This window comes from Flavobacterium branchiicola, assembly GCF_018383905.1.
Taxonomy (GTDB): domain Bacteria; phylum Bacteroidota; class Bacteroidia; order Flavobacteriales; family Flavobacteriaceae; genus Flavobacterium; species Flavobacterium branchiicola.
This window is the reverse complement of sequence record NZ_JAGYWA010000001.1, coordinates 1-15,508: the sequence shown is the minus strand read 5'-3', so window position 1 is coordinate 15,508 and position 15,508 is coordinate 1. Positions and strand designations below refer to the sequence as shown.

Genomic DNA, 15,508 nt, shown 5'->3' with positions numbered 1-15,508 from the left:
CTTAGTACCTCAGAACCTTTATTTCAATTGATCCAAAGCCATATTCAACTCCAAAACATTCACCGTTTCAGGACCAACAACAGCCGTATTAATTTTAGATTCCACCAAAGCTTTTACTTTGGCTTCTGCTAAATGACGTTCTTTCGCAACACGTTTAACCTGAACTAAAGCGCCTTGCGGAGAAATATTCGGATCTAAACCGCTTCCTGAAGCTGTCACCATATCAGCTGGAATTTCAGCCTTTTTCAAGTAGGGATGAACAACAAGGAAAGTATCGATTCTCTTTTGAACCAAAGCTAAATACTCAGCATTGCTCGGACCTTTATTGCTTCCTGCACTTCCTGCAGCATTGTAATCAACAGCAGAAGGTCTTCCCCAGAAATAATTCGATTTATCGAACTTCTGTCCGATTTTTTGATAACCAACTACTTTTCCGTTAACCGAAATAGTTTCTCCCTTTCCTTGATTCGGCGCAATTTGTACGATTCCGTAAATCGCAAGAGGATAAATAACTGCGAATAAGATTAAAGTAACCGCAGTAAGTTTTAATAGTGAAAATATTGTTTTCATTTTTTTTGAGGTTCTAAGGTTCTGAGACGCTGAGGTTCTAAGGTTTTTTCTTTGAACTTAGCAATTCAGAACCAATATTTTTATTTGAGTTTTTAATAGATTCTAGTTTTTTACGATTCTAAAGGAAACCTTAGTCCCTTAGAATCTTAGCACCTCAGAACCTTACATAAAGATTGTAACGATTAAATCAATTAACTTAATCCCGATGAAAGGAACAATTAATCCTCCTAAACCATAAATCAAAAGATTTCGTTTTAAAATCGCGCTCGCACCAATCGGACGGTATTCGACACCTCTCAAAGCAAGTGGAATCAAGATCGGAATGATAATCGCATTGAAAATTACAGCCGATAAAATTGCACTTTCAGGACTGTGCAAATGCATAATATTCAAACCTTGCAATGCCGGAATCGCAGTAATAAAAAGAGCGGGAACAATCGCAAAGTATTTGGCAACGTCATTAGCAATTGAGAAAGTAGTTAACGTTCCTCGAGTCATTAAAAGCTGTTTTCCGATTTCGACAATCTCGATTAGTTTCGTTGGGTCATTATCAAGATCGACCATGTTTCCCGCTTCTTTAGCAGCCTGCGTTCCGCTGTTCATGGCAACACCTACGTTGGCTTGGGCAAGGGCAGGAGCATCATTTGTTCCATCACCCATCATCGCAACCAGACGACCTTCAGCCTGTTCTTTTCTGATGTAATTCATTTTATCTTCAGGCTTCGCTTCAGCAATAAAATCATCAACTCCGGCTTTCTCAGCAATAAACTTAGCTGTCAGCGGATTATCTCCCGTAACCATAACCGTTTTGATTCCCATTCTGCGTAAGCGCTCAAAACGTTCTTTCATTCCGGTTTTTATAATATCCTGCAATTCGATAACACCCTGAACTTCGTTGTTTTTAATAACGACCAAAGGAGTTCCTCCGTTAGAAGAAATTGTAATTACCTGTTGTAAAGTATCTTCAGGAAAAGCATTCCCAGCTTGTTCTGCGATTTTTTTAGCAGCGTCTTGAGCGCCTTTTCGAATGTTGGTTCCGTCTTTCAAAATTACACCCGAAGTTCTGGTTTCAGCAGTAAATTTTATTGTATGTGAAATGTCAGAGGTAGTTTGTAAAAAGCTGGCTTTCGTTTCATTTTTTACATCAATCATTTCGCTTAATTCCAAAATACTTTTTCCTTCGGGAGTATCATCGGCAAGTGAACTCAATACAGCAGATTTCACAAAATCATCAAACGAAATTCCTTTTGTTGGATAAAAATTAGTTGCTTTTCTGTTTCCGATGGTGATTGTTCCTGTTTTATCCAAAAGCAAAACGTCAATATCTCCAGCAGTTTCAACCGCTTTACCCGATTTGGTAATTACATTGGCGCGCAAAGCTCTGTCCATTCCTGCAATTCCAATTGCAGAAAGTAATCCTCCAATTGTGGTTGGGATTAAACAAACGAACAATGCAATAAAAGCAGCAATCGTAATAGGAGCGTTGGCATAATCAGCAAAAGGTTTTAAGGTAACGCAAACAATCACGAAGATTAAGGTAAATGCGGCTAACAAAATAGTCAACGCAATTTCGTTTGGCGTTTTCTGACGGCTTGCACCTTCAACCAAAGCAATCATTTTGTCCAAAAAGCTTTCACCAGGTTCAGAAGTTACTTTTACTTTTATTTTATCCGATAAAACTTTTGTTCCTCCGGTAACAGAAGATTTATCTCCACCCGATTCACGTATTACTGGAGCGCTTTCACCTGTAATGGCACTTTCGTCGATTGTTGCCAGACCTTCAATAATTTCTCCGTCGGCAGCAATTAAATCACCCGCTTCACAAATGAAAATATCGTCTTTTTTTAATTGAGAAGAACTGATATTTTTGATTTCTCCATTTGGCAGAATCTGTCTTGCCGGAGTTTCTTCACGGGTTTTTCTTAAACTGTCGGCTTGCGCTTTTCCTCTGGCTTCGGCAATAGCTTCGGCAAAATTGGCAAACAAAAGCGTTACCAATAAGATTAGGAAAACAATTAAATTGTAAATAAAGCTGCCCTGATCGGTCGCGCCCATTAAGATCGAAACGCAAACAGCAAACATAATTGCAGTTCCTATTTCTACGGTAAACATTACCGGATTTTTTATCATCATTTTTGGATTCAGCTTAACAAAAGACTGCAGTAAAGCTTCTTTTACCTGTTTGCTTTCAAACAATGATGTGGATTTATTAGTTGTCATTTTCTTGTAAAAAGTTAAATGTTATTTGTAAATGTTATGCGAAACAAACGCACAGATGATAGTACATAGCTCACGGTTTCAACCGTTGGGTCGCAACGTATATCACAATCGATGAAATTGTCAGGACGTTATCCTAATCTTTGTCCCCATGGTTGAAACCATGGGCTATGTTTTAAATACTTTGTGGATATTCAAATCGAGCATTATTTCAGTGTAAAATATTCTGCTAATGGTCCTAATGCCAGCGCTGGAAAGAAAGATAGCGCTGCAATAATTGCGATTACAGCAAAAATCATGATTCCGAAAATGGTAGTATCCGTTTTTAAAGTTCCTGCACTTTCTGGAATGTATTTTTTGTTGGCTAATAAACCTGCAATTGCCAAAGGCCCAATAATCGGAATGAAACGGCTTAACAGTAAAACAATTCCCGTAGTGATATTCCAAAACGGATTATTATCTCCCAAACCTTCAAAACCAGAACCGTTATTGGCAGCACTCGAAGTATATTCATATAACATTTCAGAGAATCCATGATTTCCAGGATTGTTGAGCCAGCCCGTTGCATTTCCGCTAAACCAGTAACCCATTGCAGTATCATGTGCAGCAAAATAAGAAGCTAAAGCTGTTCCTGCTAAAATCAGTAAAGGATGAAGAATAGCAATAAAAGCAGCAATTTTGACTTCTCGGGCTTCAATTTTCTTTCCGAAAAATTCAGGTGTTCGCCCAACCATTAAACCAGAAATAAATACAGCCAGAATAATGAAAATGTAGAAGTTGAGGTAACCAACGCCGCATCCGCCATAAAAAACATTGACCATCATGGCCAATAATTGCATGGCGCCAGACATTGGCATCGAGCTATCATGCATACTGTTTACAGAACCTGTAGAAATCACCGTTGTCGCAATACTCCAGAAACCTGAAATAGCGGGGCCAAAACGGACTTCTTTTCCTTCCATTGCTCCATTTAACTGTGAAATTCCCATTTTTTCGATAGCAGGATTTCCGCTGATTTCGCCTGACATTGTTGGAATCACTAAGAGTAAAAATCCAACGGTCATGACTCCAAAAACAATATAAGAGAATTTTCTTTTATTAAGGAAGAAGCCAAGCGCGAAGATCATCGCAAAGGGAACGATCATTTGCGCCCAAAGTTCAACAGCATTTGTAAAATAAGTTGGGTTTTCTAAAGGATGAGCTGAGTTAGCTCCGAAGAATCCACCACCATTTGTACCAATATGTTTAATGGCGATAAAAGCAGCAGCTGGTCCTCGTGAAACTTCTACATGATCACCTTGTAAAGTAGTGATCGCATCTTTTCCTTTAAAAGTCATTGGAGTTCCGCTGAAAACTAAAGAAGTAGCAACAATTACAGAAAGCGGTAATAATATACGAGTACAGCTTTTGATAAAATAATTATAGAAATTCCCCAGTTTGTCTGTGGTTCTTTCTCGCATAGCGGTAAAAACCATTGCTGCAGCAGCGATTCCGACACCAGCCGAAACGAATTGTAAAAACATTAAGACCATTTGCGACAGATAAGAAACACCAGTTTCGCCAGAATAATGCTGTAAGTTGCAGTTCACAACAAATGAAATGGCGGTATTAAATGCCAAATCGGGTGACATTGATGGATTATTATCTGGGTTTAGTGGCAACGAAGCCTGAAATAGTAAAACAAAAAAGCAGAGAAAGAACCAAACCATATTGATGCTTAAAAGCACTTTTAAATGCTGTTTCCAGTTCATTTCTTCAGCTGGATTGATACCGCTGATTTTAAAAATAAATTTTTCAATTGGATTGAAAATCGGGTCAAGAAGCGTTTTATCTCCTAAAAAAACTCTAGCTATGTATTTCCCTAAAGGAATGGCTAAAACAATGGTTAGGAGGAAAATACCAATGACACCTAGTAATTCTGTATTCATAATTTTTTATTTTTTGTGAAATGTGAATCGTAAAAAGTAAAAGGAGAGATTTCTAACTTTTACATTTTACTTTTCACTTATTAAAATTTTTCAGGTTTGATTAATACATAAATCAAATACACGAAAACGGCGATTGAAACAATAAAGAGTGCTGTCATGATTTAGATTTTTTCAAAGAATTCGACAGAAAGAAAACATATAGCAAATAATAAAACGGCTAGTCCGAGTAAAAGAAAAGTGATCATAAGAGGAATTTTAGATTTAAGATTGTAGATTATTGTGCGCAACGATTAAACAATTAAACAGTTAACCGATTAAACATTACACGCCAGAAGTATTAACTTGTTTGATATACTCTGCTTTAAGCGATTGCGGAAAAAGATGAGAAATATTGCAGTGACGCATTTCCATAAAAGAAGAAACTGAAAAAATGTACACATTTGAAATAGCATTTTTAGTTTCGATGCTTCCTGTTATAAACAACCGTTCAGCAAGTGCTAAACACTTTTTAGCACGAACGATATTACCAGATATAATTGATTTTTTTGTGATCTCAGCAAAGCGTTCAGCTTGTTTGTAGATTGAGGTGACTTGATTTTTCATTTGGATGAAATTTTAATGTTCTTCCTCCTTATGCCAAAATATGTTCCGAAAATGTGGTGCAATGTGTAAAGTGTTGTAGAATAAGAGGATATTGTTTTGTGCCAAAAATCAGGTATAAAAAAAGCCTATCAAAATGATAAGCTTTTATTAAAACGATAAGGTTTATTTTTACTCGTCTCCTGCAAGGTTTTTAAAACCTTGCAGGAACGTAAACGATGAAATGATTTTAAAAGTGAAGTATTGGAATTTGGAATTTTAAAAATTTGGAATTTATTCTATTGAATCCCATATTCTTCAATCTTTCGATACAAAGTCGCAATTCCAATTTCCAATAATCTTGCCGTTTCAGCCTTATTTCCTTTAGTATAATTTAAAACCTTTTGAATATGCAGTTTCTCAATACTTTGCATAGAAAAAGCCGACATCGATTTGGTGCTTTTTTCTGTTTGATTCTGAATTTCATAAGGCAAAACATCAGAAGTCAAAATATCTCCATTGCTCAAAATAACCGATCTCTCGATAACATTTTTGAGTTCGCGGATATTTCCCGGCCAGGAATAATTCTCTAGTTTTTCAATAAAATCAGTTGAGGTTTGTAAAGTCTTTTTATTCGTTTTTTCAGAAAACTGTTTCACATAATAATTAGCCAGCAATGCAATATCTTTTACTCTTTCACGAAGTGAAGGTAATTTGATTTCAAAAATATTCAAACGGAAATACAAATCAGAACGAAAACGATGTGCTTCACTTTCTTCTTTTAAATCTCTATTTGTGGCTGCAATTAGCCTGAAGTTTGATTTTTTGGTCGTTGTATCTCCCACGGGAATATATTCGCTGGTTTCTAAAACGCGTAATAATTTTGCCTGAAGATCAATTGGCATTTCTCCAATTTCATCCAGAAACAAAGTTCCACCATTTGCTTCTTCAATAAACCCTTTTTTATCTTTCAAAGCTCCTGTAAAAGCTCCTTGTTTATGACCGAAAAGTTCGCTTTCCAGAATTTCTTTGCTGAAAGTGCTGCAGTTTAAAGCCACAAAAGATTTTCCTGTGCGATTACTGTTTTCATGAATCGCCTGGGCAAAAACCTCTTTTCCGGTTCCGGTTTCTCCGGTAAGTAATACAGTCGAATCAGTTTTGGCCACTTTTTGCGCCAGATCAATAACCTGTTCGATTCCTTTTGATTTTCCTATAATTGTACTGAAAGAATATTTATCGCCAATACGTTTTTCAAGCTGTTTTACTTTTTTCTGTAAATGTACTTTTTCGACTGCTTTATAAAGAAGCGGAATAATTTTGTCGTTATCATCGCCTTTTACAATATAATCGAAAGCACCATTTTTCATGGCCTGAACGCCGTCGGGAATATTTCCGAAAGCGGTTAAAAGAATAACTTCCGTCAAAGGAAAATTTCCTTTTATATTTTGAAGAAAATCAACGCCATTTCCGTCAGGAAGTTTTACATCACACAAAACAACATCAATATCAGTTTGCTCGAGTTTTTTAAAACCCGATTTTAAATCTTTCGCTTCAAAAACTTCAAATCCTTCCGATTTAATAATGCGAACCAATAGACTTCTCAGCTTTTCTTCGTCGTCTATAATTAAAATTTTGTGTGTCATTTGCAGATATGCTAAAACCAATTTTGGTATTTTGATGTACAAATTTAGTTTTAAAATCAGTTCATTTTTTTGAATCAACAGAAATTATTTTAGACCATAATCTCTTTTCAAATATTTGTTTCGAAAAGAAATGTAATTTTAAGACGAAAAAGAACCACTAAAATTTATGTCAAAACAAATACTTCTTATACTAACTGTCCTAATTTTTGGCAGTTTCAATGGTTTTTCAAATGGAATTATTGAACAAGATTCTTCAAAAACGAAAACCATTTCATTCAAAATAAAATTAGAATCGGCTGATAAAATAAAAATTGCCGTTTCTCCTTTAAAATACAACAAACATTTTGCCTATAGTTTTACGCTCGACGATGGATATCGCTCGGCTTATTTAACTGCTTTTCCTTTATTGAATGGCGGAAAAATTAGTTCTTCTTCAATTAATGAATGGAAAATCGATCAAGGCGGAGACGGAACAACTTCAGAAGGTCTTTTCTATTCAGACAGAATGGGAAATAAAATTCCGTTTAAATTAGCATTAGCAATTAATGGAGCAGCGATTCACGATTCTCCAGAAAACCGTGGACATCTTTCATGGCCAGAAGTAAAAGAAATGTACAATGGAGGTTGGGATATTTTGAACCACGGTTTTCATCACGCCACAAAACACGGAACAAATTATTTGACAGAAGTAATCGAAAATACAACTTCAATAAAGCAAAATTTAGATTTCAAAATGTCACATTTTGTAGTTCCAGGCGGAGAAGGCGATGAGAAATATTATTTGGAATACGAAAAAGACGCGCTTAATAACGGACATTTTTCAGTAGCATCTTATTATGGTGTCGGTCCAGTTTTTAAAGTGGATTCAAAAGTAGATTTAGATAAAATGATTTCTGCCCGAACTTTTGTGCAAAGTTCGAAAGATACCACAGATTTTAAAACCATGGATAAATATCTTAAAACTATAGATTCTATAGTAAAGCAGCCAACACCAGTTTGGTTTAATGAATTTACACACGGAACAGGAAATACAAATCTGTGGAATTTAAGCATGCGTTTTCCTGATTTTAAATATTACATGACGACACTTGCCAATAAATACGGATCAAAGGGAAATGACTCAATCTGGATGGCGCCGTGGCAGGAAGTTTACGAATACGTTTGGTTAAGAGACAGAATCAAAATTGATTTTCAGCAGAAAAACAAGGAAGTAATCGTAAATATTCAGCTACCGAAAATTCCGGAAACGTTTAGAAATCGAGATATTTCATTGAATATAAAAACTGTATCAAAATTTGAAATAGAATCCGATAAAGATTTGAAAATAAATGATGACGGAAAAACAACTCACAAACAGATTTTTATTCAATTAAAATAAAAAAATATATAGCCACAGATTTAAAGGATTATTTGGATTTTAATTTCAGTGCAAGCAAAAAAAACTTTTAATCTGTGGCTAAAAAAAACTTAATCAATCTCTTTTTCATTGTCCTTTATAAAAGTATCAATATTCATTAAATAAGGATCAATAACAATTCGTTGAGGTTTGTTTTTGATTTTAATTTTGCCTTCAATTTTATTGTCTTTAACTGGAAAAGTATAACGAAATAACTTTCCGTTTTCATCATAAATTCCAATATCGATTGTTACATCGTTGGCAATTTGTTTCCGAACTCCTGTCGCGTTTTCGAGATATTTTTTAGATTCTGCTTTAAAAGAAATTTCATAAAAACCGTTCTTTTTCAAACTTTCAACTTCAGAAATTTTAGAAGAATAGGTAATGATTTTTTTAAACATTTCGTCCAATTTTGGATAAAGCTTAGAATCTGTAACCAAATAAATCTCTTTCAATAAATCTTCCGAATCCGGAATTGCATTTGGATATTTATAATGACTCAGAAAATTCTGCAAAGCCAGATTTACTTTTTCTTCTCCAATTAAGATTCTTAATTGATGCATAACCAGCATTCCTTTATCATAAGGTAAACACGGCGTTTCGTAATTTGTTTTATGCAATGGCGTTTCGGGATCATAACTTCGGCTGCTCAAATATAAATCGAGATGAATTTTTAAAGTTTCTAAAGCTTTTTCTAAACCATGTTCTTTTTCATACAACATCAATTCGGTGTATTGCGCGAGTGTTTCAGTCAAAATCCAGCTTCCTTCTTTTTGTTCTGGACTTATTTGCGCATTTCCCCACCATTCATGTGACAATTCATGAGCCGTTAATTGATTGATGACATCTTCTTTGTCTTTTGAAAGAGTACTGTAAAAACCGAAATTCTCTTTCATGAAAACCGTCGATGGATAGGAAGTCGCCGCAAATCCATCAGCGAAAGCAGAAACTTCGGCATATCGAATGGTTTTGTACGGATATTTTCCAAAGTTGTTCTGGCAATAATCCAAAGTGTTTTTTAGATCTTTAATTAGTTTGAAAACATTTCTGGAATGTCTCTTATCGTAATAAACTTCAATTGAAATTCCTTTATAATTTGTTTTTTGAATTTGATATTCAGCCGAAGAAAAAGCAAATCGAAATGGAATCTTCCCATTAGATTTATAATGAAAATAATTGCGGTTGTCTTTTTTCCAACTTTGAATTAAATCTCCAACTCCAATTGCCGTTTGATTTTTTGAAGTCGAAACCACAACATCATAATCAATAAAGTCATTTTGGAATTCTGATTTATCTTCAAGTTTTTTAAGAGGTGTCTGCGGTTTTAAATGCCTTTTTGTTCGTTCTTTTTCACTGCTGATTTCATTAGAATCCTGATAACCAAAAGTTGGAAAGTAACGGCTTATTCGCATAAACGAACCATTTTCAATAATCGAATTAAATGCAGTATGACCTTTAAATGGCGACCAGGTTGAGGTAAAAGCAAAACTCATTTTTATTTTTTGTTGAGGTCTTAAAGGTTTTTTAAATCTGTACCAATAATGTTGAAATTTGGCAACATTATCGAGGTTTTTGGCATTTTCAATTTCGACAGAAGTCAGTTTCGAATTTCGATCTATATATAGGAGTAAACTATCAATTGCTTTTTCAGAATTATTGACCAATTCATAAGTGCCTTTCACTTCATAACGATTTTCTTCAGGAAACAAATCGACTTTACTTTTTACAGCAAAAATAGTTGGCTGAGCCAGATTCGTATATTTTTTAAACTGCTTTTCGTACTGCTCGCTCCAATTGTTCTGATCGTCTTTCGTCAAATATGGATATTCAATATTCGTTTTATAAAAAAGATAACTTCCAAAACCAATGAAAAGAATACTTCCAAAAGCAAAAGTCGTTTTTTGAAAAGCATTAAATGAATTTCTGCGAATGGTTTTTAGAATCGTAACATTTCGTTTCCACAGAATTCCAGTTAAAGTAAGCAGAATCAAAGCCAAACCAAAATTGTACAACATCGAAATATGAAACGGAAAAGTATAACTTCCAAAACCATTCAAATCAAAATATTCTCTTTTAAAAGAATCTCCAAATCGAAATAACGGATGAGAAATTCCTAACTGTTCTCCAATTCCCGTACAAAATAAAAGCACGATAAAAGCAGAAATTGCCAATCCTAAATATCTGTTTTTAATGAAAGTCTGAATCGAAATCACTAAAATCGAAATGAGAAATAATGGAAATCCGATATAATAAAACATCGAAAGATAAAGTCCAGTTTCAATTGGAGCCTTTGCATTTATGATTTGAAAACCAATTCCAATCAGAATACTAATTCCAATTAAGATGAGCGGAATTACATAAAGTGCCGTTAATTTGGAAAGCAACACTATAAATGGAGAATAAGGCGCGGTATTTTCAAGCATTTCAAATTTCGAATTCTCACTTCGATTTAATAATTCACTGCTGTAAAAAAGAAGAATGAGAATTAAAATAAAAGGTATACGATCCATAATGGTTGAAATCATCAAAGCCGTATTCGTAATATTTTCAGCCAAACGGATTCCGCCATCAATTTCATCCGAAATCTCAATCATTAATAATCCAGAAAATAAAAGTGCAATCAGTAAAAACGGAATTCCTTTCAGAACCAAATAAATATCCATTTTCAAATTGCTTTTAAAAACTGCCCAATTATGTTTTGAGGTTTTAAATTCTTGTTTCGGAATTGAAACAGAAAAGACTTTTATCTCTTTCGTATCGGTTTTTATCGTCTTTACCTTTTTAGTTTTTGTTTTTCGAAATGAAAACAATTTATACGAAACAAAAAGTAAAAGGAAAGAAATGAAAATCCACAGAATCCGATTGAATAAAAAGTTGCCAGAAAGTGAAATCAGTTGAGTGTTTTTTTGGATGGAAGTCCAATATCTGGTTTGTTCCAAAAAAGCAGCCAAACCAAAAGGATCTATTTTTGCAGCCAAAGACATCGCTTTCGCGGAAGATGGAGAAGCATTTGCAAATAACGGCGAATTAGAAAAAATCGAACCCGCTATATATAATATGTAAATGAATAATCCGCCAACGTAAATAAAAAGTTTACTTCGCGTAAGCCAGGCCAGCGTTGCAAGAATCGAAAGACACAAAAGAATATTGGGAATAACAATTACCAGATACGGCCAAATGTAGTTTAGAATTTCAAAAGGACCAATTTCACCTTTTGGAAACGATGAAAGCTGATGTCCCAAAATCATTCCGATAATAAACATTCCGAACGAAGAAACTGCAATTACAAAAGCCGTGATAAATTTACTTCCTAAAAAATGAAATTTAGAAATAGGAGTAGAGAAGATTATCGCATCAAATTTGGTTTCGTATTCCTTTAAAAAACTTTGTGCAGCTTGAAGCGTGGCCGAGAAAATCGTCATCAGCGATAGTAAACCAATGGCATAAGTCAATACAAACGGACTATTTTTATAAGCGCCCGAAAACGAAAAGTTCGCAAAAGCACTCACAAAAAAGCCAAGAATTAGATATATAATATAGGAAGCATAAAAGGTCCAGTTTCTGGTGTTGTTATGCCATTCAAATTGAATAAATTTAGAAAGCATAACGTTATTTTTTAAGTTGATTTTGAGATAAAATATTGAAGTAAACGTCGCTCAAATCTGGAGAAGTTAATTCAAATCCAGAATCAGGCTGTTGATCAGCAAAAACATGAATGTTGATTTTCCCTGAATTTAAATGAGAAGAAATAATATTAAAATGTTCCTGATGCGTTTTCAATTCTGTTTTATGAATTGCTTTTGTCCAGATTTTATCTTTTAAAGAATTGACTGCATCGTTTGGATTTCCTTCCAAAAGCAATTTTCCATTTGCGATAATTGCCATTTTGGTGCACAGATCGCGTACATCTTCTACGATATGCGTTGATAAAACCACAATGATGCTTTCGCCAATTTCACTTAAAAGATTATTGAAACGGTTTCTTTCTTCAGGATCAAGTCCAGCAGTCGGTTCATCAACAATAATAATCTTCGGATTTCCCAACAAAGCCTGCGCAATTCCAAAACGCTGACGCATTCCACCCGAAAAAGAATGAACCGCTTTGTCTTTGTGTTGTACTAAATTGGTTTGTTGCAATAAGTACAGAATCTGATCGTGACGTTCTGTTTTATTGATGATTCCTTTCAAAATTGCCAAATGATCCAATAAGCGATAAGCAGAAATTTTTGGATAAACACCAAATTCCTGAGGAAGATATCCAAGATTCTCCCTAATAAACATTGGATTTTCGAGAATATTAATTCCGTTAAACTCGATAATTCCCGAAGTTGGTTCCTGCAAAGCGGCAATGGTTCTCATTAAGGTTGATTTTCCAGCGCCATTCGGTCCCAGTAAACCAAACATTCCGTTTGTAATTTCAAGCGATAAATGGTCGATCGCTTTGGTGCCGTTCTCATAGGTTTTGCTGAGATTTTTGATTGATAAACTGTTCATTTTTTGATTGATTTTTGATGATTATATAAATGATGATTTGAAAATTTTAGGCAATAGAATGCCTTTCGGCCTTAAAAGCCGATTTTTAGTTTTAAAAAATTTGATTAAATGAAGTTACTCGCTTACATATTCTAAAATATCGCCGGGCTGGCAATCCAGAATTTTGCAAATAGCTTCAAGCGTGTCAAACCGGATACCTTTTGCTTTTCCGGTTTTTAGAATCGATAAATTAGCAGGCGTTATATCTAATTTCTCTGCCAATTCTTTACTCTGCATCTTGCGCTTGGCAAGCATTACATCAACATTTACAATTATTGGCATAGTTATATAAATAAGTCTTGTTCGTTCTGAAGATTTAATCCTTGTTTAAAAATGGCTGCTAAAAAGTACGCGAAAACACCAAGCATTCCGTGCAATAAAATAAAAATGGAAACTTCATTATCCAGCGGAACAAAAAAGAAAGCCACAAATAGTACCGCACTTGGAATTAATAAATTGGATAAATAGAAACGCCTTAAATGTGAAATTCCGTTTATGGTAAATAATTTTGGCTGATAAAATACTTTAAACACATTACTACTCAATAAAAAGAAAAGCCCATAAAGACTCAACGGAGCAAGAAAGTCAAAAAGAATATACGGCAGATTGTAATCGCCAAGCATTAATGGATGCGTTGTAAAAGGATAACAAATCTGAAAATATTTACCATTGTCTTTAAATGTCAAAAACAAACCTGTTAATAAGGTAAAAACAGAATACGTAGCCAGAAAAAAATAAATGGCGGATAGAATTCGGGTAAAATAAAATAATATCTTCGAAACAATATGCGTGGTCTTCATGGGTTGAAAAGTTAGATTGATATTGCAAATGTATAATTAATTATTGTAAAACGATAATTAATTATTAAAAAATGATTATTTAAGATAACTAAAGAATATTATAATTCTATTAACAGTAGAAAGCAAAAGGCATTCATATAAATGACTTAATTTTACACCTTAGCATTATTTTATATGAAAAACCCAATTTCAGTCTCTTTATTAGAGCTCGCTATCATTACTCAGGATAGCAATGCCACAGAAACATTTCAAAAAACAAAAGACATAGCGCAATTAGCAGATAATCTAGGATACAAACGCTTTTGGCTGGCAGAACATCATAATATGGCGCATGTTGCTAGTACAGCAACAGTTGTTTTAATAGGTTATGTAGCAAGTCATACAAAAAACATTCGTGTAGGTTCTGGCGGAATAATGCTTCCGAACCATTCTCCTTTAGTAGTGGCGGAACAATTTGGAACCCTGGAAACGCTTTATCCAAATAGAATTGATTTAGGATTAGGTCGCGCTCCTGGTACAGACCAGCCAACGGCGGAAGCCATTCGTAAAGACTTTTTCGAACAGGCACAGCGATTTCCGCAAAATGTAAGTAAGCTTCAGGAATACTTTTCAGCTGAAAATGCCACAGGAAAAGTTCGTGCATTTCCGGCTGAAGGTCTGAAAGTTCCAATCTGGATTTTAGGATCCAGTATGGAAAGTGCTGCTTTAGCTGGGGCTTATGGATTACCTTATGCTTTTGCAGGACATTTTGCTCCACGTTTAATGATTCAGGCATTCGAGTTTTACAGAGAAAATTTTCAGCCATCAGAGTTTTTGGACAAGCCTAAAACAATGTCGTGTGTAAATATCATCGCAGCCGATACAAATGAAGAAGCAGAATTACTTTCTACAAGTTTATATCAAATGTTTCTGAACTTAATTAGAAACGATCGCAAAGGATTGCAGCCACCCGTTCCTTCTTTAGATGATATTATGAGCGAAGAAGAACGCTTTCATGTCAATCAAATGACAGCCGGAACCTTTACAGGAAACAAAGAACAATTAATAACCGACTTAAAGAAATTTATTGATTACGCCCAAATAGATGAACTTATGGTTACAAGTCCAATCTTTGATCATCAGGCAAAACTAAAAAGCATTCAAATTACCAAAGAAGTAATAGATGCTATAAATAAATGATACTTATATATAGTATAGTTTTTCTCCACCACATAATATAATAAGAGTAAAAACACATTTTCCAACCCGACAGGTTTTCAAAACCTGTCGGGTTTATTTTTATGTATACATATATAGTATATAAGAGTAAGATGTCCGGCAGATGAAAGCCGAAGCCTTTATGGATTTAAAGATCTGTAATAATATTGATAATAATAAGGAGCTAGATCCCGCTATTCGCTTCAATCTTTTTGTTTTGAACCCCAAAACAAAAAGGATTTCGCTGCTATCGGGGCTAGGGAGTGAGTTTTCAGAAGAAAGAGAAGGGAAAACTTAGCGACTTAGCGCCTTTGCGAGATTAAAACAGAAGAAAAATCCACCTCGAGCTAATAAGAAACGCTAAAAAAAGCGAAGCAAAGCGAGAAAAAGCATAAAACACCACCCGAAAAACGGGCAAAAAATATCAAAACGACACCTAAAACAAGAAAAATCGTACACAGAATCAAAAAAAGACGATCTGTAAAGTATGTGTTATCAGAGTATTAAGAAAAAGGGCAAAAAAAACATTAAAAAAAGGGGATTAAAAAGCTTGCTCAACTGGAATTGTTGTGTACTTTTGCACCCGCAACAACGCAGACGTTCACAGAAATACTGACAAGAAGACTAATTGAGAGAAAAGAAATT

Annotated in this window: 12 protein-coding genes; 2 read left to right on the top strand and 10 right to left on the bottom strand. The window is 34.6% G+C overall.

The features are described 5' to 3' along the window. Positions 1-18: 18 nt before the first annotated feature. The 6 genes from KHA98_RS00060 to KHA98_RS00035 all read right to left on the bottom strand — a co-directional run bounded on the left by KHA98_RS00060 (position 19) and on the right by KHA98_RS00035 (position 6,937). Entirely contained in the window at positions 19-570 is a 552-nt protein-coding gene (locus KHA98_RS00060; RefSeq protein WP_213254162.1) for a K(+)-transporting ATPase subunit C, read from the bottom strand. Positions 571-732: 162 nt separating this feature from the next. Next, positions 733-2,790, bottom strand: a complete 2,058-nt coding sequence (kdpB, locus tag KHA98_RS00055) for a potassium-transporting ATPase subunit KdpB (RefSeq protein ID WP_213254160.1) — start codon at positions 2,788-2,790, stop codon at positions 733-735. A 203-nt stretch (positions 2,791-2,993) separates the two neighbouring features. Further along, positions 2,994-4,715, bottom strand: coding sequence for a potassium-transporting ATPase subunit KdpA (kdpA, locus tag KHA98_RS00050; protein ID WP_213254158.1), 1,722 nt, complete (start codon positions 4,713-4,715; stop codon positions 2,994-2,996). A gap of 80 nt (positions 4,716-4,795) precedes the next feature. After that, positions 4,796-4,873 (bottom strand): K(+)-transporting ATPase subunit F, encoded by a 78-nt coding sequence (kdpF, locus tag KHA98_RS00045; protein ID WP_073418200.1) that lies wholly within the window; start codon positions 4,871-4,873, stop codon positions 4,796-4,798. Positions 4,874-5,036: 163 nt separating this feature from the next. After that, entirely contained in the window at positions 5,037-5,318 is a 282-nt protein-coding gene (locus KHA98_RS00040) for a DUF7674 family protein (RefSeq protein WP_213254156.1), read from the bottom strand. Between the two features lie 275 nt (positions 5,319-5,593). Next, a complete protein-coding gene (locus tag KHA98_RS00035) occupies positions 5,594-6,937 on the bottom strand; it encodes a sigma-54-dependent transcriptional regulator (RefSeq protein ID WP_213254154.1) in 1,344 nt (447 codons plus the stop codon). 166 nt (positions 6,938-7,103) lie between these two features. Between KHA98_RS00035 and KHA98_RS00030 the strand changes: the two genes are divergently transcribed. Then, entirely contained in the window at positions 7,104-8,315 is a 1,212-nt protein-coding gene (locus KHA98_RS00030) for a polysaccharide deacetylase family protein (protein WP_213254152.1), read from the top strand. An 89-nt stretch (positions 8,316-8,404) separates the two neighbouring features. Here KHA98_RS00030 and KHA98_RS00025 read toward each other — a convergent pair whose 3' ends face one another. The 4 genes from KHA98_RS00025 to KHA98_RS00010 form a co-directional block, all read right to left on the bottom strand. Next, positions 8,405-11,938, bottom strand: a complete 3,534-nt coding sequence (locus KHA98_RS00025; RefSeq protein ID WP_213254150.1) for an ABC transporter permease/M1 family aminopeptidase — start codon at positions 11,936-11,938, stop codon at positions 8,405-8,407. 4 nt (positions 11,939-11,942) lie between these two features. Continuing rightward, positions 11,943-12,827: an ABC transporter ATP-binding protein gene (locus tag KHA98_RS00020; RefSeq protein WP_213254148.1), complete on the bottom strand. Its 885-nt coding sequence runs from the start codon at positions 12,825-12,827 to the stop codon at positions 11,943-11,945. 114 nt (positions 12,828-12,941) lie between these two features. After that, on the bottom strand, positions 12,942-13,148 hold the full coding sequence (locus KHA98_RS00015) for a helix-turn-helix domain-containing protein (RefSeq protein ID WP_008466864.1): 207 nt from the start codon (positions 13,146-13,148) through the stop codon (positions 12,942-12,944). 2 nt (positions 13,149-13,150) lie between these two features. Further along, the gene (locus KHA98_RS00010) at positions 13,151-13,666 is read right to left on the bottom strand and encodes a DUF2975 domain-containing protein (RefSeq protein ID WP_213254146.1); all 516 of its coding nucleotides are present in this window, start codon (positions 13,664-13,666) and stop codon (positions 13,151-13,153) included. A 174-nt stretch (positions 13,667-13,840) separates the two neighbouring features. On the opposite strand from KHA98_RS00010, the gene KHA98_RS00005 reads away from it, so the two are divergent. Next, positions 13,841-14,845 (top strand): LLM class flavin-dependent oxidoreductase, encoded by a 1,005-nt coding sequence (locus tag KHA98_RS00005; protein ID WP_213254144.1) that lies wholly within the window; start codon positions 13,841-13,843, stop codon positions 14,843-14,845. Positions 14,846-15,508: the final 663 nt, after the last annotated feature.

Bases quoted from the DNA above. Each gene is read 5' to 3' on its own strand.
- KHA98_RS00035 (WP_213254154.1), bottom strand. From the start codon at position 6,937: ATGACACACAAAATTTTAATTATAGACGACGAAGAAAAGCTGAGAAGT.
- KHA98_RS00015 (WP_008466864.1), bottom strand. From the start codon at position 13,148: ATGCCAATAATTGTAAATGTTGATGTAATGCTTGCCAAGCGCAAGATG.
- KHA98_RS00010 (WP_213254146.1), bottom strand. From the start codon at position 13,666: ATGAAGACCACGCATATTGTTTCGAAGATATTATTTTATTTTACCCGA.
- kdpB (WP_213254160.1), bottom strand. From the start codon at position 2,790: ATGACAACTAATAAATCCACATCATTGTTTGAAAGCAAACAGGTAAAA.
- kdpF (WP_073418200.1), bottom strand. From the start codon at position 4,873: ATGACAGCACTCTTTATTGTTTCAATCGCCGTTTTCGTGTATTTGATT.
- KHA98_RS00040 (WP_213254156.1), bottom strand. From the start codon at position 5,318: ATGAAAAATCAAGTCACCTCAATCTACAAACAAGCTGAACGCTTTGCT.
- KHA98_RS00060 (WP_213254162.1), bottom strand. From the start codon at position 570: ATGAAAACAATATTTTCACTATTAAAACTTACTGCGGTTACTTTAATC.
- KHA98_RS00005 (WP_213254144.1), top strand. From the start codon at position 13,841: ATGAAAAACCCAATTTCAGTCTCTTTATTAGAGCTCGCTATCATTACT.
- KHA98_RS00025 (WP_213254150.1), bottom strand. From the start codon at position 11,938: ATGCTTTCTAAATTTATTCAATTTGAATGGCATAACAACACCAGAAAC.
- kdpA (WP_213254158.1), bottom strand. From the start codon at position 4,715: ATGAATACAGAATTACTAGGTGTCATTGGTATTTTCCTCCTAACCATT.
- KHA98_RS00030 (WP_213254152.1), top strand. From the start codon at position 7,104: ATGTCAAAACAAATACTTCTTATACTAACTGTCCTAATTTTTGGCAGT.
- KHA98_RS00020 (WP_213254148.1), bottom strand. From the start codon at position 12,827: ATGAACAGTTTATCAATCAAAAATCTCAGCAAAACCTATGAGAACGGC.